The organism is Spirosoma aureum, from assembly GCF_011604685.1.
Taxonomy (GTDB): domain Bacteria; phylum Bacteroidota; class Bacteroidia; order Cytophagales; family Spirosomataceae; genus Spirosoma; species Spirosoma aureum.
This window is the reverse complement of record NZ_CP050063.1, coordinates 1,503,693-1,525,707: the sequence shown is the minus strand read 5'-3', so window position 1 is coordinate 1,525,707 and position 22,015 is coordinate 1,503,693. Positions and strand designations below refer to the sequence as shown.

Annotated in this window: 23 protein-coding genes and 1 tRNA gene; 18 read left to right on the top strand and 6 right to left on the bottom strand. The window is 47.8% G+C overall.

All coding sequences use genetic code 11. The annotated features are described in order from the left end of the window. Positions 1-54: 54 nt before the first annotated feature. The 6 genes from G8759_RS06210 (at position 55) to G8759_RS06185 (ending at position 5,537) form a co-directional block, all read left to right on the top strand. Positions 55-243, top strand: a complete 189-nt coding sequence (locus G8759_RS06210; RefSeq protein ID WP_167206202.1) for a hypothetical protein — start codon at positions 55-57, stop codon at positions 241-243. Between the two features lie 260 nt (positions 244-503). After that, on the top strand, positions 504-851 hold the full coding sequence (locus tag G8759_RS06205; protein WP_167206200.1) for a hypothetical protein: 348 nt from the start codon (positions 504-506) through the stop codon (positions 849-851). A 2-nt stretch (positions 852-853) separates the two neighbouring features. Then, positions 854-1,384: a hypothetical protein gene (locus G8759_RS06200; RefSeq protein WP_167206198.1), complete on the top strand. Its 531-nt coding sequence runs from the start codon at positions 854-856 to the stop codon at positions 1,382-1,384. Between the two features lie 111 nt (positions 1,385-1,495). Continuing rightward, positions 1,496-1,666, top strand: coding sequence for a hypothetical protein (locus tag G8759_RS06195; RefSeq protein ID WP_167206196.1), 171 nt, complete (start codon positions 1,496-1,498; stop codon positions 1,664-1,666). 18 nt (positions 1,667-1,684) lie between these two features. Further along, positions 1,685-3,109, top strand: coding sequence for a phage integrase SAM-like domain-containing protein (locus G8759_RS06190; RefSeq protein WP_167206194.1), 1,425 nt, complete (start codon positions 1,685-1,687; stop codon positions 3,107-3,109). A gap of 349 nt (positions 3,110-3,458) precedes the next feature. Then, positions 3,459-5,537: a beta strand repeat-containing protein gene (locus G8759_RS06185; protein ID WP_232074149.1), complete on the top strand. Its 2,079-nt coding sequence runs from the start codon at positions 3,459-3,461 to the stop codon at positions 5,535-5,537. Between the two features lie 164 nt (positions 5,538-5,701). Here the strand turns inward: G8759_RS06185 and G8759_RS06180 are convergent, their stop codons facing one another. Then, positions 5,702-6,436 carry a hypothetical protein gene (locus G8759_RS06180; RefSeq protein WP_167206192.1) on the bottom strand — a complete coding sequence of 245 codons (735 nt, stop codon included), beginning with the start codon at positions 6,434-6,436 and terminating at the stop codon, positions 5,702-5,704. Positions 6,437-6,691: 255 nt separating this feature from the next. On the opposite strand from G8759_RS06180, the gene G8759_RS06175 reads away from it, so the two are divergent. The 8 genes from G8759_RS06175 (at position 6,692) to G8759_RS06140 (ending at position 14,136) form a co-directional block, all read left to right on the top strand. Beyond that, the gene (locus tag G8759_RS06175; protein ID WP_167206190.1) at positions 6,692-9,748 is read left to right on the top strand and encodes a tape measure protein; all 3,057 of its coding nucleotides are present in this window, start codon (positions 6,692-6,694) and stop codon (positions 9,746-9,748) included. 1 nt (position 9,749) lies between these two features. After that, a complete protein-coding gene (locus tag G8759_RS06170; RefSeq protein WP_167206188.1) occupies positions 9,750-10,310 on the top strand; it encodes a hypothetical protein in 561 nt (186 codons plus the stop codon). Positions 10,311-10,317: 7 nt separating this feature from the next. Continuing rightward, on the top strand, positions 10,318-10,644 hold the full coding sequence (locus G8759_RS06165; RefSeq protein ID WP_167206186.1) for an HNH endonuclease: 327 nt from the start codon (positions 10,318-10,320) through the stop codon (positions 10,642-10,644). Between the two features lie 6 nt (positions 10,645-10,650). After that, the gene (locus tag G8759_RS06160) at positions 10,651-11,121 is read left to right on the top strand and encodes a phage terminase small subunit P27 family (RefSeq protein WP_167206184.1); all 471 of its coding nucleotides are present in this window, start codon (positions 10,651-10,653) and stop codon (positions 11,119-11,121) included. Positions 11,122-11,216: 95 nt separating this feature from the next. Then, positions 11,217-11,726, top strand: a complete 510-nt coding sequence (locus tag G8759_RS06155) for a phage terminase small subunit P27 family (RefSeq protein ID WP_167206181.1) — start codon at positions 11,217-11,219, stop codon at positions 11,724-11,726. Between the two features lie 2 nt (positions 11,727-11,728). Beyond that, entirely contained in the window at positions 11,729-11,920 is a 192-nt protein-coding gene (locus G8759_RS06150) for a hypothetical protein (protein ID WP_167206179.1), read from the top strand. Positions 11,921-12,271: 351 nt separating this feature from the next. Next, positions 12,272-13,627: a Spi family protease inhibitor gene (locus G8759_RS06145; protein WP_167206177.1), complete on the top strand. Its 1,356-nt coding sequence runs from the start codon at positions 12,272-12,274 to the stop codon at positions 13,625-13,627. Positions 13,628-13,644: 17 nt separating this feature from the next. Next, positions 13,645-14,136: a hypothetical protein gene (locus G8759_RS06140; protein ID WP_167206175.1), complete on the top strand. Its 492-nt coding sequence runs from the start codon at positions 13,645-13,647 to the stop codon at positions 14,134-14,136. A gap of 387 nt (positions 14,137-14,523) precedes the next feature. Here G8759_RS06140 and G8759_RS06135 read toward each other — a convergent pair whose 3' ends face one another. From G8759_RS06135 to G8759_RS06125, 3 genes are read right to left on the bottom strand one after another with little or no spacing between them, the layout of a single operon-like run. Continuing rightward, on the bottom strand, positions 14,524-14,841 hold the full coding sequence (locus G8759_RS06135; RefSeq protein WP_167206173.1) for a hypothetical protein: 318 nt from the start codon (positions 14,839-14,841) through the stop codon (positions 14,524-14,526). A gap of 11 nt (positions 14,842-14,852) precedes the next feature. Then, positions 14,853-15,086, bottom strand: coding sequence for a hypothetical protein (locus G8759_RS06130; RefSeq protein WP_167206171.1), 234 nt, complete (start codon positions 15,084-15,086; stop codon positions 14,853-14,855). Continuing rightward, the gene (locus G8759_RS06125) at positions 15,083-16,054 is read right to left on the bottom strand and encodes a BT4734/BF3469 family protein (RefSeq protein WP_232074298.1); all 972 of its coding nucleotides are present in this window, start codon (positions 16,052-16,054) and stop codon (positions 15,083-15,085) included. The genes G8759_RS06130 and G8759_RS06125 overlap by 4 nt, the downstream gene beginning before the upstream one ends. A gap of 153 nt (positions 16,055-16,207) precedes the next feature. Here G8759_RS06125 and G8759_RS06120 point away from each other — a divergent pair, with 153 nt between their 5' ends. After that, positions 16,208-16,519 (top strand): transposase, encoded by a 312-nt coding sequence (locus G8759_RS06120; protein WP_167206169.1) that lies wholly within the window; start codon positions 16,208-16,210, stop codon positions 16,517-16,519. 482 nt (positions 16,520-17,001) lie between these two features. Further along, complete coding sequence (locus G8759_RS06115; RefSeq protein ID WP_167206167.1) at positions 17,002-17,445, top strand: integrase core domain-containing protein; 444 nt, start codon at positions 17,002-17,004, stop codon at positions 17,443-17,445. Between the two features lie 159 nt (positions 17,446-17,604). On the opposite strand, the gene G8759_RS06110 is transcribed toward G8759_RS06115, so the two are convergent. Both G8759_RS06110 and G8759_RS06105 read right to left on the bottom strand, forming a co-directional pair. Next, positions 17,605-18,522: a hypothetical protein gene (locus tag G8759_RS06110; RefSeq protein ID WP_167206165.1), complete on the bottom strand. Its 918-nt coding sequence runs from the start codon at positions 18,520-18,522 to the stop codon at positions 17,605-17,607. Between the two features lie 6 nt (positions 18,523-18,528). Then, positions 18,529-19,791 carry a site-specific integrase gene (locus G8759_RS06105; protein ID WP_167206163.1) on the bottom strand — a complete coding sequence of 421 codons (1,263 nt, stop codon included), beginning with the start codon at positions 19,789-19,791 and terminating at the stop codon, positions 18,529-18,531. Positions 19,792-19,960: 169 nt separating this feature from the next. On the opposite strand from G8759_RS06105, the gene G8759_RS06100 reads away from it, so the two are divergent. Together G8759_RS06100 and G8759_RS06095 are read left to right on the top strand one after the other, a co-directional pair. After that, positions 19,961-20,037: transfer RNA gene (locus tag G8759_RS06100), tRNA-Val, on the top strand. Between the two features lie 771 nt (positions 20,038-20,808). Further along, positions 20,809-21,999, top strand: a complete 1,191-nt coding sequence (locus tag G8759_RS06095; RefSeq protein ID WP_167206160.1) for a homogentisate 1,2-dioxygenase — start codon at positions 20,809-20,811, stop codon at positions 21,997-21,999. Positions 22,000-22,015: the final 16 nt, after the last annotated feature.

Genomic DNA, 22,015 nt, shown 5'->3' with positions numbered 1-22,015 from the left:
ACGTGTTGCTTTGTATGGCAAAGTGCATTAAGTTTACAGTAGATAATTAAGCAAATGGCAAAGACAACTACAACCTATCGGCTTTCTGAAGAAACACTGGGCAAAATCAAAGATCTATCTGCAACTTTTGATGAAAAGGGCGGAAAAGTCATTGAAAGGGCGATTAATTTTCTCTATGCGAACCAAGCAGAAGCCATTGAGTGGGAAAGTAAAATGCGAATTGCCAGTTTAAAAGCGAAGTGACATAATCACTACAGGTTTATTCAATAAAAATATATTCGCAAATCTAAATGCAACACGTTTTACATAGAACGTGTTGCATTTTTAGTTTATCCCAGTTAATATTGCGTAAGCTTGAGTTAAATAGAAGAGACCACACAGTATCGAAAGATTGCCTGGTTGAATTGTTTAACCTACCAGTAAACAGTAAGCCCCCTCGCTACGGCCCTAGGAAAGCACAGTGAGGGGGACTTATAGAATCATCTTTAAACTTTCATCTAAAAATGAAGACGGTGCAAATTTACCGTACAGGGGATTCCTGTGCAAACACATCTTCGCCAGTGGTCCAAAACACCACACCAGCGGCAAAATCAGGGGTACTCCTTATCCAGGACTACAAACCCCGTATCTCCTTCATCCTCTCCGGCGGCTTCGGTGACCAGTTGGCCAATCCCCACCAGGTGCAGGCCATGCGCGAATCCATTAGGGCCTGGTTCATGACCTGGATACCCCGATGGGAAGAACAACCCGGATCCGGTTTGACCGAGGCTATCTGGCTCTATCAGTACCTGGATGAATTTCTGAGCGATATGTCCATGGCTATTCTGGAAGATCAAGCCAAAAATGACTAGCCATGAATCAGCCTAATAAGCCCTTTGAGTTTCCTTATTACCTGGAGGAGGCCATGGCAGACCTGGAGAGCGCTTTCGCCCTCAAGGCTGATCTTCGGGAAGTATTTACGGTTTACTTTCTCTCCGAGGAGCACATCACCCTCACTAGTAAAGCCCGTAAGTGGGCGTATTTCGAGTTGTACAACAGCCTGACTACGCTGTTGGAGCACTATATCATGCAGCGGCTGGGACCGTTGCCTGATCAGCCGACTCTGCCACTACCTGCGAGTGAAGAGGACTCGTTGCAAACGGGGATGCTGCCCCAGTTTACGGCGAACCCGCACCTGTGTGAAGATGTGCTTAAGCTCCGGGAATGGGTGTTTTTTCTGCAGGAGTCGGGCCGCATTCAGGAGAAGCGGATCGAGTGCCAGGAGCAACTCATTGCCACCGAGGCTCAGATGCGCTACATCCAGCAGCAGCAGATCGCGGCTCTGAAAGGCCTCAATGAACGGCTGACCCGGTTGCAGACCGACACCACGGCCCGGCTTAATTAACGATTACTTTTTATCTCGACTGGTCTAGAAATTACTACCTGCATGCACTTCGAGTTACCATCTAATCAATCTTTCCTTCAACTAGTTAACGTCTTTTAACCCCAAAATACCATGTATAAATACCATCGCCCCGATGCCTCGCTGGACGTTCACTTCAGCTATCGGAAAAGCCGATCCAAAGCCACTTTAAGCACACCCGACGCCAGACCCACTTATGACTGCTCGGTGTACGTTAGCCTAACCGTTGGACACAATGAATACGGTCCCTATGCTACTGGCTAAGCAGGGAGGGCCAGGCCAATGAATAATACCCTTAGCAGACGTTGCCAAACGGTACGAGTTCGGTTCGAGTTTAGAAAAACCCGCGCCACCAAACACAACTATGCCGGTACGGCCGATGCCCTGCCCGATTGTGATGGATGCCTTTACGTCAAGCTTTATTTAAACGACATTGCCTGCACGCCCTTCTCGACCCGGATCAAAACCTTTCGCTCCATCTGGGATGGTCGCAAGGCGCTGCGGGTGAGCCAGGAGAGTCAGGCGCTGACCAAACAGATCGTCGACTTTCAGACCCTGATCGAAACGGTTCACGAAGAGCTGTGCCGCTCGGGCCGGGTCGTTACGCTGAAAGCCATTCAGAAAAATATCTTCTGGCTCCGAAAGAACAGCAAAAAAGGCGACCTGTCGGCGGCTTCCTCCCGGCTGGGTCCGCTCGAAGTGGTGAGCCTGGCGACGGTCTATAAGGAGTTCCGGCGGATTCGCTCCAAGATGATTCAGGAAAACGGCATCATTCGCAAGCCTGACGAAATCTCGCTGGGCACCTACAAGACCTACGGGGTCCGCTGGCGGCTGATCGATCGCTACCTCAAACACATCGGGGAGCCCGACTACCCCGTACTGGATGTCAACGTCGCCTTTGCCACCAACTTGCAGGAGTTCATTATCGATCAGCGCAAAACAACGGGAATGCCTTATGACAGCTCGACGGTACGCGCCGTGATTACCCTACTGAAGAGTCTGTTAAAATATGCCGTGGCCAAGGGCTATCTGGGCGATAAAAGCCCGCTGAGTGATTACACGGTTCGGGGTGGTTCGACGCCCAACCCCAACCCGATCACCCGCGAGCAGCTTGATTACCTGGAAACCCTGACGCTTAGTCCTGAACTGCGCGCGGTCTGCGATAGCTGGATGGTGGCTGCGGAGTTGTGTATGCACCATGCCGATTATTTGAAGTTGCAGACCGCCCGGATTATCGACCTGGAGGGGGAACAGTTCGTTCAGCTATCCCGCACCAAACAGAAAGGCACCCGGCTCAAACAAACCGTGTTCCTTACGCCCCGCACCCAGCGGATAATCTTAAAGTACGGCGGCCTATCGGGGCTGGTCTACGAAGATTATAACTATTTCTCCAAGCGCCTGGTCAAACTATCGGATCAGGCCCGGCTGGTAAACGAAGAGGGCAAACTAATCAAGCTCCGCTTTGGTGATGCCCGCGATACAGGCCTGACCCAGTGGGCCATCGAGGGGGCCAACAGTGTGCAGCTCTCCACGATGGGCGGCTGGTCGAAGCCCTCCTATTCGGATCGTTACATCAAAAACGCGCTGGGCATTGTCAGTGCGCTGGTCAAGCGCACCAAAGAGACGGTGACTAGTGGCTCCGAAGTACCACAAAAGCCAGCACCTAATCGCGCCCACCCTTTTCTGCATATTCACAAAGCCTCCTAAGCAGAGAAATGGTCAACGTATGCGGGATACGTTCGGCGCAGAGGCCATTCACTCCCGACGGGTATAAATCAATTGACGGGTACTTACTAGAGTGTATGTGCCCTGTCGCTGGGTATAGTTCTTTCTGGGTCTAAACAACCTAAAACGTGGATAAAGGCAAACGCCCGGTTTCGATGAGATCGGGCGTTTTTGTGAAGGTTTAAGGCGGTATGTGTATAAGATAAAGTCATAATAGAGATGTATGAAGACTTTAACCGCCTAGTATATTCTTCGCCTATTTCCTGTAATCGATATTACTTTGCTACCCTATTCGCCAATGCTGGCTTGATCCGTGATTTAACTCCTTTCTATGAAAACACCTGTTTACGCATTAATCATTCCTCTGATTCTATTGACTTTTCAACTACAAGCTCAGAACAACTTTATTCTTACTGCTCCTGCCTCAGCAACTCCTGGCTCAGCGAATACCATTATTGGCCTACAGGCAGGCAATAGTATAACCTCTGGATCGGCGAATACATTCATAGGTCGTCAGGCTGGTTATTCAACCACGGAAGGCAACCTTAACACATTTTTAGGAGATGCTACTGGCTATTCCAATACAACCGGCTTTCGCAATACGTTTTTAGGATATCAATCGGGAAATAATAACGCAACTGGCTATCAGAATACGTTTGTTGGCTCTGATGCTGGCTATTCCAATACAACCGGCTTTTTTAATACGTTCCTGGGACAAGGATCAGGTAATAAAAACACAACTGGGGCAGATAACACGTTTGTTGGTGCCAATGGAGGAAATAATAACACAACTGGAGGGCAGAATATGTTTGCTGGCTCTGCCGCAGGACAATCCAATACGACTGGAGCATCAAATTCATTTATAGGCGCTGGCGCCGGATTTTCCAATACGACTGGAGCATCAAATACATTTATTGGTGGTAGGTCAGGCTTCTCTAATTCAACTGGAACACTTAATACATTTATTGGCGTCGAATCTGGTTACACTAATACTACGGGAATTAATAATTCCTTTATTGGCAATAATGCTGGAAAAGCAAATTCTCAAGGGTCTGCCAATACATTTGTGGGTTCGAATGCTGGTGCTGCTAATACCACAGCGTTTGCTAACTCCTTTTTGGGGTATAGTGCCGGCAGCAATACGACAACAGGTATCAACAATACCTATATGGGCTATGTAACCGGCCAATCCAATACATACGGATATGCTAATTCATTTTATGGGGCCTTTACCGGTGGCCTTAATTCCAGAGGATATAGTAACTCATATTATGGTACCTCAGCGGGATACAATGGTGATTCTGGGCACGACAATTGTTTTTTTGGTGCAGGAGCAGGTTTTGGCATTTACAAAACACCAAACATAGGAGTAGTATCAGCCTCTAATAATTGTTTATTTGGCAGTAAGGCAGGGTATAACAATGATGGAGACTATAACGTAATAGTTGGTGACTCGGCTGGATTCAATAACCAAGTATCAGGTAATGTTATGGTTGGCAGTCGGGCTGGTCGTGCCAATAAGACTGGTCTGCAAAACACTTACCTCGGTTTTCAATCGGGCTATAACGCCGTTACCAATTCCAATACCTTTATGGGCTATCAATCGGGCTATACAACGACCACTGGCACTGGCAACACCTTCTTTGGCACCTCATCTGGCCGAGGCAACAGCACCGGCAATAACAATACCTTTGTCGGTAATGGAGCAGGGCCCGCTAGTAGTAACTCTGATGACAATGTCTACATCGGCTTCAATACCGGTAACCACGATAGCGGTTCCCGCAATACGTTTCTAGGTACTGGTGCCGATGCCATCGCTCAAAACCTCACCAATGCTACGGCTATTGGAGCAGGAGCTACTGTGGCTATTAACGATGCTGTTGTGTTGGGCAATCAGGCTAACGTCGGCATTGGCACCTCGGCCCCGACAGCCCGTTTGGAGGTTAACAGCGGAGTGGATAATGAATCGGGTGTTCGGTTAAGCAGACTCACAGCCAATAGCCCTGTTCAAGTAGCCGCAACGGATAAGCTGCTGACTGTCGATGCCACCGGTAAGTTGGTCCTAACCTCCACAGGTCATTACTCGGTACGTAGTGTAGCAGACTGGTCAGATAAGGTGTTTATGGCAGGCTACAAGCTTCGTTCACTAACGGAGGTGGACCAATACATTCAAGCTAATCAGCACTTACCTGGCGTTCCTTCTGCGGTTGAGGTAGTTGAGCAGGGTATTGATGCGGCTAAAATGGATGCCAAATTACTGGAGAAGATTGAGGAGCTGACCCTGTATAGTATTCAGCTGGAAAAGCAATTGGCCAAAGAGAACCAGGAGCAGCAAGCCATTAATCAAAAGCAACAGGCAAAAATTGACCAACTCGAGCAAATGGTCAAGCAATTGCTGGAGAAGAAGTAAATCGATTATTCACTATCAATCATGACGTAAAACGCCCGGTTCAGCTTGAGACCGGGCGTTTTTTGCAGTTAGTGAGTAACCTTAATACTAGAAAGTAATTAGCTGTTGTTAAGCAATTTTTGGAAGCCAGGGCAAGTACACATCTTGTCACCGCCTCGCATAGATCAATGTTTTTTAGGGGTAGGTGAGCCCGTTGTCGGGAGTGTTCCTCCGATAAGTTGATACCCTAATTTGTAGGCCTCGATAAAGCTATCCAGGCCATGCACCCCTCCATTGACGGCCCGTCGGGCTTCATGGAAATCAAACGTTAAGATGGCCTTTTCAATCCGGTTTCTACTTCTGCCGATAAAGGAGGCAACCAGTTTGGCTGCAATGTCAGGATTATTAGCGAGTCGTGGATTCTCCATCATCTTGTGGCAAGCAATGTTGGCCGCATGAATATTGTAATTGTAGCGCCCGGTTAATTGAATAAAACCACGCCCCATGAATCGTACCCCGTCCCCAAAGTGTGTATTGCCTAGCGTTTTAGTGTCCTTATATTCGGATTCTTTAAAGTTTATATTCTTAAATCGTCCCTCATATAAGTTCAGCTCCACTCCTCCATTAAACTCCACCGGCAAAAGCACCCGTGTATTGTACTTGTTTTTCGCTTCATCAATGGGCTCAAAAGCAGCAGACTCCGCTCGGATTGAGGCATAAGCAACTAGCTGCAATTCTGGCGATGTAATACTGAAATCCGTTAAGGCTTTGTGAATTTTCGCAAAGTATTTCTCCACATTCTTTCTGGAGTGTGGTTCGGGGAACATTTTTAAAACAACCGCCATGGTGACGGGCTGAAGCGCTTTCCGGGGAGCTGAATGAGGAGCCACTGAATGGCCAGGTGCAGGATGTGCAGCCATTTGTTTGTAGAGTTTTTGGTGTGAAAACCAATAAAGCAAAACATCCCCGGCTTCTTTACAATTCTGAGACTTATCTAACCCCTAACTTATTAAAGGGTCGAAAAGATGTCTATTTTCATACAATCGACCTTTTCGTAAAGGCTCCTTTCTACTGTAGATCAAAACTTTAACCTCCTATTTCCTTGCCTATCACGTCAAAATGATGTATTATTACTTTGTAATTAAAAGTACTTTTTTATACATAGCTATAAACCTATGGCCAATCCAGTTAATATAGTCCTGGGTGTCACCGTTACCCAATTCCTTCAGGGTATGGCTCAGGCCAGGTCAGCAACCCAGCAACTAGGAATCGCCCTCAATACCACCCTGGCCGCTGGCTACGCAGCTGCTGATCGAGAGCAACGCATCTATGATCGGGGCTTGGGCCGGTTAGGCGAAAATATGAAAGCCTTTGGGAAATCAACGGCAGTTATAACCGCCGGACTCGGTTTGATCGGGGCCAGTTCCTTTAAGACCTACGCCGATCTCAACGCTCTTAAATTGGGTCTGGAGAGCGTTACCGGATCGGCAGCCGGGGCTGCGGCCCGCTTCGCCGAACTAGGCCCTGTTGTTAAACTCCCGGGCCTGGGTCTGGAAGAGGCCGTTAAGGGGGACGTGCGTTTACAGGCGGTAGGGTTTAGCGCCCAGGAAGCAAAGCGCTATCTATTAGAGTTTGGCAATGCTATAGCCAAAACGGGCGGGGGCAAACTTGAACTGGATTCGGTTTTGACTCAGCTCACCCAGATGGGTAGTAAAGCCAAGGTGCTGGCCGAAGATCTAAAACCCATCCTCAACGCCAGCCCCGCGGTGGCCAAAGCTATACGCGATATGTTTGGGACGGTGGACTCTGAACAGATCAGCGCCAAGCTACAGTCTGTAGGACGCGGGCCGAAGGAGTTTATCAATGATCTGACCACTGAGCTTTCCAAGTTGGAGCGGGTCAAGGGCGGGCCGAAAAATGCCATTGAGAACTTTACCGATTCGCTCACCATAGCTCAGGCCACGCTGGGTGAATCCGCCGACCAGACCTTAGGACTAACCAGCAAGATCGACGGATTAGGAGAGTCCATCAGTAGCCTGGCAACCGGCTTTGCGGGACTCGACTCAACCACCAAGGGGGCAATCTTTGGCCTGGCGGGGGCCACCGCAGCCGTCAGCTCTCTCTCGGTTGCTCTGGGTACGGTTCTAACGGTACTGCCCTCCATTAAATCCGGCTTTGCGGGACTGGCCAGTCCCATTGGCCTGGCGATCACAGCGGCCGGGGGACTTGCCTTGGCTGTATCGTCAGTCGTCTCCTACCGTAAGGCCATTAATTCGGTGGTCGATGAATCGGAGCTATTCTCCAAGGTTAACCGGGAGGTGGCCACCAGTATCGTTGGGGAAACAACGGCCCTGAATGCCCTGATCTTTGTGGCCCGTAACGAAAAGGAGTCAAAAGAGAAGCGACGCAAAGCCATTGCTGATATTAACGCCATCTCGCCGAAGTACCTGGGCAATATTAGCCTGGAAACCATCAACACCGATGCGGCTACTACCTCTATCCGGAAATACATTGACCTCCTGAAGCTAAAAGCCAGGGTACAGGTTCAAACTGCCAACCTGCAAGCGGCCGAGGCTGATCTGATTGCCAAGAAAAGCAAAAAAGTCGACGTTAGTGGGTTTGACCTCATCGGGGCCACTATTGGCGAAGGCTTTAACCTCAGCCGGGGAGCTACTAAAGCATCCATCAAGCAACTGGAAATTCAGAATCAGGAAATTCTGGATGCGACCCGTATCCGGGATCTATACGCTAAAGATTTAGCCCTGGCTACCTCCCGGCTGACGGATCTGGGTGAAGCCCCAGTGAAGCCAAAATCGTATAACTATTTGGACGGTATCATTGGAACCGATACCGACCTCAAGAAAGCTAAGGACCGGCTAAAGGACTTAAAGGCCCAGATATTCGCTGATCAACAGAAAGGGCTCGATGTGAGCGCCAAAATTGCCGAGGCCAAATCCATTGACATGGCCATTAAAGCGGCCACCAACTCCTTCAAAACCCAGAAAGTAGCCGTCGATAGGGTGGGTAGTGCCCTGTCGACTAATGAGCGCTTACTGAAGCAGTTTAGCAAACAACTCCTGGAACAGGGCGATAAAGCCCCAGCCTCGCTACGCGAACAGGTTGGCTTACTGACGCGGGCTGTCGAACTGGATAAGGCGCGGCTTGATCTGGCCAAGAATCCCCGAACGACAATAAACGCGGAGCCGATACAACTAGGAACGGATACCCAGGTAAAGGCCATCATTGACGATATGAAAACCTTGCAGGGGATCTTGCCTGAGCTACGCCAATCAAACCCGTTCGGTATCCAGCTAACCTCTTTGCAAAAGCTCATGCCGGGGGTTGAGTTCTATCAGCGCCGGGTGAGTGAAATCAAAGACCTGGTTGCGAACCTGGCAGTAAAGGGACTTTCAGTTCCCGCCTCAGCCATTGCCTCACTAACGGACTATACTGCCAAGCTAAGGTCTGTAGCCGATACGGAATACTTAATAAACCTCAAGGTAGACAACGCCCTGGGTGGCGATGGGCCCGACGCTGATTTTGTCGGGGGTATTGTTCAGCAGCTTGCCGATGGCAAAAATAAGATCATTATTGCCGCTCAGTCGATGGGAGAGGCACTGAACGCCCAACGCGAATCCCTGGCTAACTCCGCGAGTGGTTTTCTATCCGGTATCGGGGAAAGCATAGGGAAAGGAGGGAATCCACTAGCGGGGGCGCTTAAAACAATACTAGGTTTTATAGGCGACTATGCCATTCGGATTGGTACAGCCGCCCTAATAGGATCTAAAGCGTTGTTACTGGCCGCTCCGTTCCTGGCTGGTACGACCTTACCACAGGGGATCGGCTTACAGGTTGCCGGGGCCGGATTGATTATTGCCGGGGGCGCAATCAAGGGGCTAACGGCATTAGAAGGTGGTGGGTTAATTAAACGGCCTACAATGGCACTAATGGGGGAAAGCATCAAAGCCCGCGCGGGTGGTGGTGAGTTCGTTTCCTCGGTCGCTCAGGGGGCTAATTTAATCGGTGATCGCATCTTTTCTAATCTGGCCAACATGTCACAGAATCCATTAGGGTATGGGGCAAGCTTTGTGAAAACGCCTGACATGAGCAAGCTACGGCAATCCCGCCCTTCAATGGATGTAAATATAAGCGGAGAAGCGAAGCTACGTGGTGGCGATTTGTATTGGGCGATTGAAGACTTTAAGCACAACGTTTTACCCTCTTTTACTTAGCATGTACCCAGACAACTTTTTTTACCAGCACGACGACCGGAACTACCTTTCTGCAGAAGGGTATGCCTACCTAAAGGCCCATGACGACCTGTTTATTGACGCGACTCAAGGAGGACTTATTATGGCTCCTTCCTTGCTCATGGGTGGTTTCCGGCTCGTCAGCTACACGGTTAAAGGCGAGTTCTTTGTCAACGACCCCGTTGATGGCTGGTGTTATTTGCTGAACGCTTACGCGGACTTTCATTGTCAGCAGGAACTATCAACACTTACGATTAGTCCCGTAGACGCGATTACCTTTAGACACGGCTATGAGGTGCCGGAAACAGTATCCATTTTCAATGCCTGCCCTCGACTCATTGATGGCCAATCCTTCACGCCATTTGTTTTTACCGGATCACCCCAGATGGGTATTGTGGACCGGGTTACAACCAAACGCCACATCGCACGGCTTGATCAACTCAACCGGCAGGCATGGGAGACGTATTTTACCGGCTACCGAAAGAATGAAGAAATCAATGGGATAGGCACAGCCGCCTATTTCGTACCCCGACATACTAACTAACCTTCAGATGCCCACTGTCAAGAAGATCCATCGGCCCTGGATGGGACCAACCCCCAAGAAAAACGCCCGCTGGGCCAACGAAGCGCAGGGGGGTGTCCCTAACCAGTTTTACCGTAATGCGCCCTGGCGACACCTGCGTCAGCGCTGGCTGGATCAGCATCCCCTCTGTGTGAGTTGCAAACAACAGAATCGCCTGGTGGAGGCTACTGTGGTTGACCACATTACGCCCATCCGACTGGGTGGTGCACCGCTCGATGAGACCAACCTGATGAGTCTCTGCAAACGCTGCCACGCCCGCAAGTCCGGTAAGGAACGACACCAGACTAACCCCTAACTCCATATGAAACGAGGAGCCAAACCCATCCCTACTGCCCTGAAAAGTTTAACCGGTACACTCCGCACTGACCGGATGAACAGCCACGAACCCCCTGTTTCCCCGCTGCCCGAGCTACCTGCCCCGCCCGACTGGCTGAACCCCTGGGCCAGAGACGAATGGGTACTCGTTGCGGGCTGGCTGCATAGCGTGGGGCTGTTGACCGCTACGGATCAATCCATCATCGGCGCCTATTGCCAGCAGCTGGGCATCTTTCGCGAGGCCGAGGAACAACTCAAGCTGCCCGGCGCTCGGGTGATCGTCACTGACAAGGGCTACGAAATGCCTTCGCCCTGGGTCGCTATCGGCAACAAGGCCCTCATGCAGGCGATGAAGATTGCCAGTGAGTACGGCTTAACGCCCTCGTCCCGGTCACGCATTCAGTTGCCCAAGGAAGAGGAAGAAGACCCCTTTGAGACGTTCCTGCGCCGCAACTAGCTCCTACCCCAGGGGTGGGTTAAATCGCTAAGAGACTGGTCAGCACGAATCGCTGTCCTACCCAAAAAAAATCGGTGTCACTTCAAAATTGACTTATGCCCAATCCCAGAAAGTCCCAGGCGGAGAAAGAATTGACCGGAACGGCCCGTAGAGACCGTACAGAGCCTGTTTTTGTCCAGCCAGCGCCGGTGGAGACCCTGCCTGAACCACCCCCATACCTGACCAAAACGGGTCGAAAACAGTGGAAAAAGTACCTAAAACTGCTCCAAAATGAGGGTATTCTGGCCGAAACGGATCTGGATTCGCTGGGTTTGTACTGCATGCATCTACAGATTGCCGAAGAAGCGGCCGAGGAGTTAAAGAAAGGCGTGGTGCGGGAATGCCGCGATGAGACCGGCAAAGTGTACTACGTAGAGACACCCAACCTGCTGAAGATCTTCAACGAAGCCAGTGCGGCAGCTCTGAAGTACAGCCAGCAGTTTGGCTTTACGCCTGTGTCGAGAAAGAACGTGGCTGTGCCCCGGAAGAAAGAGCGGCCGAGTCGCCTACAGGAACTCATCAACAAACGGGACCCTGCAAACCCTGGTGTTTTTAAACTCGCCTAGTGATGCTTCCTCGACCCAGCATTAAACAGCAGTTTCTGACGGTGTATTTCGAGCCCCTCAGCCGGGAGGTGCGTAGTTTCCGCTATAACTTGGAGGAGCGCTTTGAGCTGGCCAGAGAGCGCTATGAAGCCGAGCACAGGCATCAGTTGCCTTTCTCCTTTGTGACCTTCTATCGGTATTACTGCCAGCGGTAGAAAGGTGAGGATGCTGTGCTTGTTAGATCACTTTTGTCTTGTCTAGTTTCCATGGTCTGGAAATTTAACGCGTCAGGCGAAGTCGTGCCAATAGCACAATTCTAGTTCATAAAACTAAGTAGTTTATTTGATTTATATAAAGGATTTATACCCATATAAGTCCTATTAATTATTAGATATGTTATTTTTTTTAATTAAATTATAATATAAGCTTATTCATAAAAGAGTACATATAAATTAGCAGAATAAACTTTCACATTACTTAAGGACAACTCTTACAGGATTCAAAGTCCTCGTCCAGTAGTCTTGTTAAAGTTTTGCCAATTTTCTACTCCCGACTTTACCTTTTTCATGATGAAAACGTTACTCCCTCTGAAATCAGCCTCTATTGGCTGCTGCCTCCTGATTGCTTTACTTTTTGCTACCTGCCGGTCTACTAACGAATCAAGTAATAATGACCAGGTTCTACCTACCTTTTCTTTTGACGTTAAGAAGAATACGGCCATTCAGATTGCCAATATTTTTCATCAAGTTGTGGCAGACCCAAAAGCTCGGATCAGTGCTGAATCACTTTCAGATAGTTCACTCATTGAAAATACACTAACGTACTCGGATGAACTGGACCGGCCAGTATTTCATATTATTAACTATAAAAAAGAGCAAGGCTGGATTGTCGTTTCAGCGGACCGACGGATGACACCTGTCTTAGCGTACGCTCATTCTGGAAAAATGGGTTTAGCTCAGGCACAAGGAGGTTTTAGCCTATGGGTGGATGGGGTTAAAGATTTAATGAAAAATGCCCGAAATAAATTAACCGCTCCCAACGAATTAATTGAAAATCGTTGGCGCTATTTTGAAAGTAAAGGCCGTAGTACAACCCCTAATGGCAGAACTTCGGATAGCAATTGCTCATCTTACGACATATATATGCACCAGTGTCCATCAGGAACGATGTATGCCAATCAGGGCTATCCAAATGATTTAGCAGGTAGTTTTGCTGATTCTTGGTCGCAGAAATATAGCTATGCTTATAGTTGCCCCCAAGTGGATCCACTCAATACCGCGGGAGCCTGCGCATTATGTAGTAACAAAACGCTAACGGGATGCGCCCCTTTAGCTACGGCGATGGTGTTACGAGCGAATTTCCACAACAAGGGTACTCGAAAACCAGCATCAGGCTATGATTGGGATCTCATGGATGATGGTTCTGTTCTATGTTCAGCCATGGGTGCAGGAAACATAGAGTTATCCAGACTAATTAGTTTTTGTTATTTGAGCTTAAATGCACATGATGAGTCGCCTTTTAGTTGTGAGATCAGCGTAACGAACTCGTTTATACCCAGTGCTTTTCAAGCCGCTGGCTATTCGAATCAGGGGGCAATGGTTGATTTTAATGCCAATCAGAGCTCAGTTCAAACGGATTTATACAACGGCTACCCTGTTGTGATGACAGGATTCAAAAGTGGGACAAGTCTGACTGGTCACGCCTGGGTAGCGGATGGGTTCCATTTGGATACCTTTTACAATCTGGATTGTAGTGGGTCTTCTCCCGTTTGCCAGGAATCTGCTTTTTTATTTTATCATTTGAATTGGGGCGAGGGCGATCAATCGACCGCACCGAATGGCTGGTTTGGTGTTGGTGGTTTTGTGATGGGTACAGATACCAACAATACCAACTTGCAGGCCAATGTGGGTGTGCGTCCTTAATACTAGATTGTACGAGTATGAAAGCGATTCATCGTCAATTTGTCCGCCTGGGGTTTGGTACACTGCTGAGTTTATTGCCAGCTTGTCATCACCCGGTTGATCCTTATTCCTTATATGCTGGCTCTTATGGCTACTGGGAATGGGTCAATACAACCACGCCCCACAGTATCATAACCCCTCAAAGCCTTGGCTACACCCAACAGATGGTTCGATTGACTGATCTGGATCCCAATGGGGAGCATTCGCTGAGTTATGTCGCTTTTTATAAGAATGATACCCTCCAGTCGAAATTTAAAGAAACTGCAAAACAGTCCTATTTTGGGGATAATGTCCGCAGCACAGTCACGGTTGAGTATGACTCGCTGGGCTACTTAAAATGGTATATAGATCCCAATAGTACCCTGCTTAAAATTAGCCACATTCAGAATCCATATGCTATAGGAGCTGATACCGTGGTGAGTACGTATCGGATTGACCCGACCTTAAAATACAAGGTGTATCCTCCCTGATCGTTAAAATACTGTGCTGTCCATGCCTTCACAGAACCGTATCTTTTTGCCATTTGCCTACGATTAGCGGAAGGAATAAACCCGGCTGAGTCTAACTAAACAAACTATCCTTTTATCATATGAAAACAGCATAGCCCCCCTATGCTAATTATGGCAGCAAGTGTGAAACACTGGACAAGCGATTCGTGGTAAGCTTGCTTTTAGCGATTTACCATACCCCTCCCACATCAACTCTGTGGGGTGTATTGCGATAGCCTATGCACATCCCCATTTTCTATCATATGAAGACGACAGAATCCCCCTATGGAGTTTTGCACGTACACAGACAAAACAGGGCAGCGATTCGTGGTAAGCACCCCTTCAGGGATTTGATACACCCTGGGTAGGTTAATTACAGCCGCTCAGGGAATAGTCGGTGAGCATGCCCACCACATTCTCCTGCTCACCATAATAATCGCCGGGGAACGTCATGCGTAGCATGGCATCGAGTCGTTCCAGATCCTCAGCAAAAACCAGTACGGCTCGAAAGGTTTTTAGCGAATCAATCAATTGATCGATCTGTGGCCGGTTTAGCGCGTAGTGTTCCGTTTCCTGAACCAGCTCCCAGGTCAGTTCGTGTAGTTTGGTCGCAAAGCGCTTAATCATAGGGTCGATGATCGGCTGAGGTCCGGGCGCATCGTCGGCCGGGTCTATATTGATTTGCATAGCAGGATAGGTTAAACTTTTCGTAAAGGAGACACGCCAGTTTGCTGCATGTGCTCATAGATCGTATCCAGTACCCGGTTATCACTCATCATAGCCTGGGTGGATTTATAACCTAAGCATTCGGCCACACTGCCGGCGTCGAAGAGGATCTCACCCGTTTGGCGATCGCGCAGGATCTTTACGGGTGTGCCCTGGAAGTAATCCAGATAGTATTCGTATTTCTCGTCGGTATGGGTGGGTATCATGCTTGAGTTGATTTTGAATTGAATTGATACAGGGGTAATTGATCAGGGGCAATGCTCAGCAGGCGGGCAAACTCCTCCCGGTTGGGACTATCGACCAGACTGTACGTACTTGTTCCTTCACCTCGCTTGTGGTCATCCCAGGGCGAGCTGTCGGGAATCACCACGTCTAATAGTTCGCCCTCTTCCGGGTTGAATCTGAGCCGGGGGCGGGGTGGTGGAGTCCTTTTGTAGGTTTTGTAGGCAGGTGGAGTGCACGTTTTTTTATGTATTGTTAGTGGGATGGTGCGTTCTTCCGGATAGATTGGTGCGGTTTGTCCATAGCGGATACCATCCCGAATTGTTTTCTGCGACTTACTATGCATGGGCCACTCACTGGCGATGGTCTCCAGGGCATATACCACGGTTTGTTCGTCCAGTCGTCCAGCGGCTATATACCCTCCCGCCAACCGGGAAGCACTGAACAGTGTAGCATGTCGGTTACCCTCACTGGCGGATTCGGCGTAGCGAACAATACGACTTATTAGGGCCGAATCATCCTGATCCTGAAACCGGCTGTAATCAAAACTACGGGCGGGTTGAGGCTTGGGCTCATCATAGAGTTCAAACAACATCACCTGACTAGAGAAATACCCGGCTGGGTCATAGGAGTACCCACGCAGACTGGCCACGTTACGAGGCTTGTCATCCAGATTGATTTTGTAATGGGCAAACACCCGCTTCAAGGCATCAAAGTGCTGGCCATGCCGCTCCGGGAAAGCAATGGGTACCAGGCCCCAGTAGCCCGTACCTGACACAGAGAGCCCGCAGTAGGCCACAAAGGGTAGTTTAGCAATCTGAGCCTTCAGGTCAGCGTAGTTGCGGATGTGCGGGTTGTCTTTGAGGTCAATGTCAAACTGAATTAACCCGCTGTGTCCATTGGGTTTAAGCTTACTGGCAGACCGGTACTCGAAATCACCACTGGGCGTAATGGCGGGTAAGGTGGCTTTGTCCAGGTCACGTTTTGTCTTGTCCGACTCGGCCCGGATACGCTCAACAACCTGCTGATACTTGGTATTGTCTTAACCCCCTGAATGGCTGGACAAAATTGTAAAACCAGTTTAGTCCTACTACATTCAGAAATCATGAGCAAAATAAGGCGAAGTTTTACTCCCGAGGACCGCTATTCTATCGTTCAAGAAGCCATCCGTGACGGCCACGCCGAGACGTGTCGCAAGTACAATTTATCCCCTTCCTTACTGCGTAAGTGGCGATTGAAATATTTAAGCAAAGGCAAAGAAGGACTCAAGGACTCCTATACACGTATCGATCCCCAGCTTCGAGCACTCGAAGAAGAGAATGAACGTTTGAAGCGGATTGTGGCTAAGCAAGCTTTGGAATTGGAGATTAAAAGTGAGCTGCTAAAAAAAACACCTATTCAATCCAGGAGAAGCTAGCCCTGATGAAACAGTTTGAGACACGCGTTAATCGTACCCTGTTATGTCAGTGGCTTGACCTGCCTCGCAGTGTATATTATTACCAACCCCAATCAGGCAGGCCTGGGGCACGACCTAGCCGGATGACCATGAAGTTGGATGGATCGTGGGTTGATAATCAACAAGTAGTGCTGAGTATCCGGCAATTACTAAATGTTGAATTCAATGCGCTGGGCTACGAATACATCACCTATGAGCTGAAAAAAGAATATCTGATCAATAAGAAAAAGGCGGCCGCCGCGCGGTATACCGGCTCATGCAGGAGCATAATTTGCTCTTAGGCAGGATGATCTATCCGACGATGGGCAAGCGGGAGTTTGTTAAGTTCAAACGGATCGAAGCTACTAAGCCATTAGAATACCTATGCTGGGATATTAAATACGTCTGGGTGCAGGGCGAACGGCGGAACTACCGCTGCGGCGGGCCGCTATTTATTGAGTGTTATGGATGTTTATACCCGCAAAATTTTAGACTGGGTCTTCCAGGGTAGTATTCGCCAACTTGATCTGATCAACCTGCTTCGACGCGTAAACCAAAACCATGAACTGAAAGGTGTCATTCTACGCAATGATAACGGTAGCCAGTTCATTGCCCATTCAGTACGTAACTTTTTGAAAAGTTCAGAGGTCAAGCAGGAATTTACCCACATTGCCACGCCGGAGGAGAATTCCTATATTGAAGCCTTCCACAGCATTTTGGAGCATGATGTGATTGAACGCAATGAATTTGCTAGCTACTATGAAGCGAAAGAAATGTTGAAGCGTTATTTTTTCCATTACAACTACTGTCGGCTTCACCGTTCCATTGGCTTTATAACACCTCAGCAAAAATGGGAGGAAGCACAAGTAGTTTATAACACAACCTTTTCAGAAAATCTGTCCAGTTAATAGGGGGCTAAGACACTCACCTAATCTAACTGGCGAAAGAAGTATGTCATTCATAGTCCGGCTTTATATAAGTTCGGACACAAAGAAATTAGAGAAAAAATGGATAAAACAAAAATTTCATTACCCAATTACACAAGTGTAAATTGGGTAATGAGGGTATTATTCAACAGTAGATGCTGGCGGGATGAAAGTCAAATCAAAGTCCTCAGGATTCGCTTTTTTAATAGTTTCTAAGCTAATTGGGTACCTAAATGTGTTTTGAGCTATTTTTTGAATTTCTTCGTGTGTCGGTGTTTTAATATAGTATCCTTGTAAGCGCAAAGATTTAATTAGTGCAGCCAAATATCCTTTACTGCCCGTCGCTGTGTCACTCCATATATAAGTGAGGGGATGGCAATACTTATGCTGAACCAGCAGTTCCATTATCTTTTTGTATTTTGATGTGGATTCAAAAAATGCTTCTAGCACTCCATCACTTCTGGATACATCTAAATCCTTTTGTTTTCGATCCTCGTCTGTTACATTAGTAGAATTAGGAATATCAAAAATTGCTTTAAGATCTTCAGTGATATGAAGAAGTGCTCCTTCCTTATACATTAAAGCATCATGCAAGTCAGACCAGAAATCATCAGTAGTTTTTAGATTAAAAAAATTTACGCCACCTAACCCTTTATTATTTATGGGAATATTGAAAAGGTGAAAGAAGTTAAGTTCAAAATTTTGAGCAGAGAAATTACCCTCATAGAAGAAATGGAGATGCTCAAAATAAAGAGTCCATGCTTTAGAAAATTTCTCTGAAATTAGTGCAAGACGTTTTAAGAAGCGCTGACACTCCTCGAATGAGATAAACGCTAATTCGGTTAGAACCTGTTCTACAATATTATTAATATAGTAATCATAAGCCTCAATGCCATCTATTCTAGATGAATAACGACTAGCCCTTATAGCTATAATATTTGTATTTGATTCATCTACGAAGTGCCCGTATCTATCTATATTTGAGCTATCTATGTCTATATTCGTTAATTCATGTATTAGCTCTGCTATATAACTCCCTCTGTTATTGATCGAAGACATTATAAATTAAGATTTAAAGTTTAGGAGATTATTCGCGTATTGCCGTTTCACGTCATCCTCAAAGCTATCCAGATAGTTCTCTGTTGTTCGTAGATCGTGATGCCCCAGGCTTTCACTAATGAACTCAATTGGAGCCCCGGAACGCTTCAATACGGTGCTGAATGAATGCCGGGCCGTATAAGTAGTAACAGGCTTGTCAATGCCTAATTCTATGGCGATACGTCCCACATACTTATTGATTGAGCGCGTCAGATACTGCACGAGTTCCCGTTCCCGCTGTGGCGTAACATCCGCTGGCAGTATAGGAAAAACATAGCCGTCAGGCGTCTGTTGCTTATTCGCCCACTTATCCAGAATAGCACGGGCCACATCGGTCAGAATAACAACGACTGCTTTTTGATTCCGACGCTTGGTACGGGCGGTTTTTGCCCGAATGAAGCTTACCCGGTCCCCATCAATATCCTTCCAGCGCAGGCGGCAGATATCCTTTACATTGATGCCATTGCAGAGGTAGGAGAAAAACCAGAAGTCTTTCGCCCTATCCGCTATGCTACCCGTTTCGGTCTGATAGTGATAGATCTTCTCGATCTCAGCCAACGTCAGGGCTTTCTTGACATTTCGGGCCGCAGGAACCTCGTACCGGTTCTTACCAAAAGGATATTCATTGGCTGCGATGAGACCTTTTGCCTTGGCCGCATTGACCATGGTTCGGATATTGCGCAGGTAGATACTCACCGTCGTCACCGACTTACCCCGAGAGGTCAGATAGTCGTCATACTTTTCCAGAAACGTGGGCGTGATTTCCTCAAAGCGCAGGCGGGGTTTGAACGCTTTCAGAGAGTTCAGCGTCGTCTGATAGATCGAAGCCGTTGAGGCACTCCCCTGCTGGCTAAGTCTTTTGATCTGCTCCTCAAAGGCATGATACACGTCCTGCGCTTTCTGGCTGGCGTCCGTGGTGTGATCATCGAAATAAAGCTTTTCAAACCGGGCGAACGTAAACCGGTCCATATCCTTTAAGACCGAATCCGCATCGCTCTCGTAGGTCTTGATCTTGTCCCGGATTTCACGGAGTTTATCATCACGTAACCGCTCCCCGCTTAGTTTATCCCATTCAGTCTGGGTTAAATCAGTCAGCTTGATACTATAATACTTTCGTTCCCGCTGGTAAGTGACCCGAAGACGAAGCGGATAGGTGCCGTCCAGTTTTTGCCGCCGGGTGTCCAGCACAACGGCAGCGGTAGGTCTGGATTCCTTAGGAGCTTTGGCCATGACGTATAGACCCTTTTAGCACCAGGCAGAGGGTCGGGGGTTATTTCGGGTTTGATACACAATTTGATACACAAATCTAATCAATAAAACGAAACAACGATAAATAAAGAAAAGAATAAAACGGCTTAATTAACACGTATGCGCTATATTTGCATAAGAAAGGGAGATAGGGAGTACTACTAATAAAGGCATTACTTCTGCCTTACAAGCAGAGGGTCGGGGGTTCGAATCCCTCAACTCCCACCACTGAAAATCAAGCACTTACAACGTAAAAATTGTAAGTGCTTTTTTATTTGATACAAAGCTCGGTCCTTTGGTTGAATATCCCTTTCTGTGTCTGTTATAGCCGGCTCTTATACAGTAGCGATATCTTGCTCCAATTTTTGCGGATCGGCATCTATTTGTATATAGTTTTACATTGATCTCCCGATGATAATATCACTGTTTTGTCAACACACCATCAATGGCTAGTGCAAAACAGATTATCCACACCTATTCCTCCTTTGATGTGGATAAAATTTACAAAAAAGAAAACTCTCTACAGTTGTTACTGAGCTTAAAACAAGCTATACCATTATCCTTTAGGCCATTTTAAATGCTCTTCATAGGCTTTAGGATTTTTCTTCCTGGTCGTAAAGAGTTGCGTGTCTCCAAATTCACTGAAGACAGTGTGGGCAATTTGAATGAAACCTGCTATCCTTCAAACTTGCCCCTTCCCTCCGACGACTTACAGGCAATGATCCTCTGAGTTTATGGAAAGTTCGCACAGTCCGACCCATAATTCACTCTCTTAGGGAAGGCGCTCCAAAATTTTAACTGCTTAATAGCTGTTTTTATCCGCCAAATCATTTTTTAAGGAAATTATTTCTCAATAACATACAATTTTAGATTCTTTGCGTTATAATTGTATGCAAAACAATAATTGCCTTAACAAGTATATTTTTCATCAATAAACAAACGACCTGCTGCACTCGGCTGACCAGTTATCAGCCGAGTGCAGCAGGTTTGCCAGACCCTATGCCATTCTATCATACGCTCGGCCAGATTCCCTCTAAACGGCACACGCAGTTTGAGAAAACTGCTCCGTCTGGAAGTTCTTCAGGTTTTTATTACGAGCAGTTGTTCGGTACGATAGGTTTCGAGGGAATGTCGTCACTGTTGTACCACGTTCATCGGCCAACGATGGTTCGTGAAATGCTCGACAGCATCGATGTTACCCCAAAAGTTGCAGTAGGGAAAAATATGCTGTCGCGCAAATTGGTTGGCTTTGCGATTGAACCCGCTAATGATTTTCTGGATAGCCGGGTGCCCTTATTGATCAATAATGGCCTGATTTTCGGGCTGGCAGCGCCCCGGCAATCAATGACAGATTACTTCTACAAAAACGCCGATTCTGACGAAATGCTGTTCGTGCATCGGGGATCGGGGAAACTCCGGACTCTATTTGGTTCAATCACATTCCAATACGGTGACTACCTGGTTATTCCGCGCGGAACAATTTACCAGATCGAATTTGATACAACTGATCTTGAGCAGCACCAGCCCAGGCTGCTGTATGTTGAATCTCATTCGCCGATTTATACGCCTAAACGATACCGAAACCAATTCGGGCAGTTGCTCGAGCATTCGCCTTTCTGCGAGCGTGATATCGTTCGGCCAGTCAGCCTGGAAACACATGACGAAACTGGTGATTTTCTGATAAAAATCAAAAAACAAGGTTCGCTCCACTCGCTGGTGTACGCCAGCCATCCATTCGATGTGGTGGGGTGGGATGGTTATAACTTTCCGTATAGCTTTTCGATTTTAAATTTTGAACCCATAACGGGCCGTGTACACCAGCCACCACCTGTGCATCAAACCTTTCAGACCGATTCGTTTGTGGTTTGTTCGTTCGTGCCGCGTCTATACGATTATCACCCAAAGGCTGTTCCTGCCCCCTACAACCACTCAAATATTGACTCCGACGAAGTCATTTATTACGTAGACGGCGATTTTATGTCGCGCAACGACATCGCACCGGGTCACATTACGCTTCATCCGGGAGGGATTCCACACGGGCCGGCTCCAGGAGCCATGGAACGCAGCATCGGTAAGAAAGAAACGCAGGAATACGCCGTTATGGTCGACACATTTCGCCCGCTGATGCTCACCGAACAGGCGATGAAACTTGATGACGGAAAGTATTATAAATCATGGCTGGACCTGTAGCCACACCGCCGGCAAT

What these genes read in the sequence shown, in the direction of transcription:
- G8759_RS06210 (WP_167206202.1), top strand. Translation starts at nt 55, where the DNA reads ATGGCAAAGACAACTACAACCTATCGGCTTTCTGAAGAAACACTGGGC.
- G8759_RS06205 (WP_167206200.1), top strand. Translation starts at nt 504, where the DNA reads ATGAAGACGGTGCAAATTTACCGTACAGGGGATTCCTGTGCAAACACA.
- G8759_RS06200 (WP_167206198.1), top strand. Translation starts at nt 854, where the DNA reads ATGAATCAGCCTAATAAGCCCTTTGAGTTTCCTTATTACCTGGAGGAG.
- G8759_RS06195 (WP_167206196.1), top strand. Translation starts at nt 1,496, where the DNA reads ATGTATAAATACCATCGCCCCGATGCCTCGCTGGACGTTCACTTCAGC.
- G8759_RS06190 (WP_167206194.1), top strand. Translation starts at nt 1,685, where the DNA reads ATGAATAATACCCTTAGCAGACGTTGCCAAACGGTACGAGTTCGGTTC.
- G8759_RS06185 (WP_232074149.1), top strand. Translation starts at nt 3,459, where the DNA reads ATGAAAACACCTGTTTACGCATTAATCATTCCTCTGATTCTATTGACT.
- G8759_RS06180 (WP_167206192.1), bottom strand. Translation starts at nt 6,436, where the DNA reads ATGGCTGCACATCCTGCACCTGGCCATTCAGTGGCTCCTCATTCAGCT.
- G8759_RS06175 (WP_167206190.1), top strand. Translation starts at nt 6,692, where the DNA reads ATGGCCAATCCAGTTAATATAGTCCTGGGTGTCACCGTTACCCAATTC.
- G8759_RS06170 (WP_167206188.1), top strand. Translation starts at nt 9,750, where the DNA reads ATGTACCCAGACAACTTTTTTTACCAGCACGACGACCGGAACTACCTT.
- G8759_RS06165 (WP_167206186.1), top strand. Translation starts at nt 10,318, where the DNA reads ATGCCCACTGTCAAGAAGATCCATCGGCCCTGGATGGGACCAACCCCC.
- G8759_RS06160 (WP_167206184.1), top strand. Translation starts at nt 10,651, where the DNA reads ATGAAACGAGGAGCCAAACCCATCCCTACTGCCCTGAAAAGTTTAACC.
- G8759_RS06155 (WP_167206181.1), top strand. Translation starts at nt 11,217, where the DNA reads ATGCCCAATCCCAGAAAGTCCCAGGCGGAGAAAGAATTGACCGGAACG.
- G8759_RS06150 (WP_167206179.1), top strand. Translation starts at nt 11,729, where the DNA reads ATGCTTCCTCGACCCAGCATTAAACAGCAGTTTCTGACGGTGTATTTC.
- G8759_RS06145 (WP_167206177.1), top strand. Translation starts at nt 12,272, where the DNA reads ATGATGAAAACGTTACTCCCTCTGAAATCAGCCTCTATTGGCTGCTGC.
- G8759_RS06140 (WP_167206175.1), top strand. Translation starts at nt 13,645, where the DNA reads ATGAAAGCGATTCATCGTCAATTTGTCCGCCTGGGGTTTGGTACACTG.
- G8759_RS06135 (WP_167206173.1), bottom strand. Translation starts at nt 14,841, where the DNA reads ATGCAAATCAATATAGACCCGGCCGACGATGCGCCCGGACCTCAGCCG.
- G8759_RS06130 (WP_167206171.1), bottom strand. Translation starts at nt 15,086, where the DNA reads ATGATACCCACCCATACCGACGAGAAATACGAATACTATCTGGATTAC.
- G8759_RS06120 (WP_167206169.1), top strand. Translation starts at nt 16,208, where the DNA reads ATGAGCAAAATAAGGCGAAGTTTTACTCCCGAGGACCGCTATTCTATC.
- G8759_RS06115 (WP_167206167.1), top strand. Translation starts at nt 17,002, where the DNA reads ATGGATGTTTATACCCGCAAAATTTTAGACTGGGTCTTCCAGGGTAGT.
- G8759_RS06110 (WP_167206165.1), bottom strand. Translation starts at nt 18,522, where the DNA reads ATGTCTTCGATCAATAACAGAGGGAGTTATATAGCAGAGCTAATACAT.
- G8759_RS06105 (WP_167206163.1), bottom strand. Translation starts at nt 19,791, where the DNA reads ATGGCCAAAGCTCCTAAGGAATCCAGACCTACCGCTGCCGTTGTGCTG.
- G8759_RS06095 (WP_167206160.1), top strand. Translation starts at nt 20,809, where the DNA reads ATGCCATTCTATCATACGCTCGGCCAGATTCCCTCTAAACGGCACACG.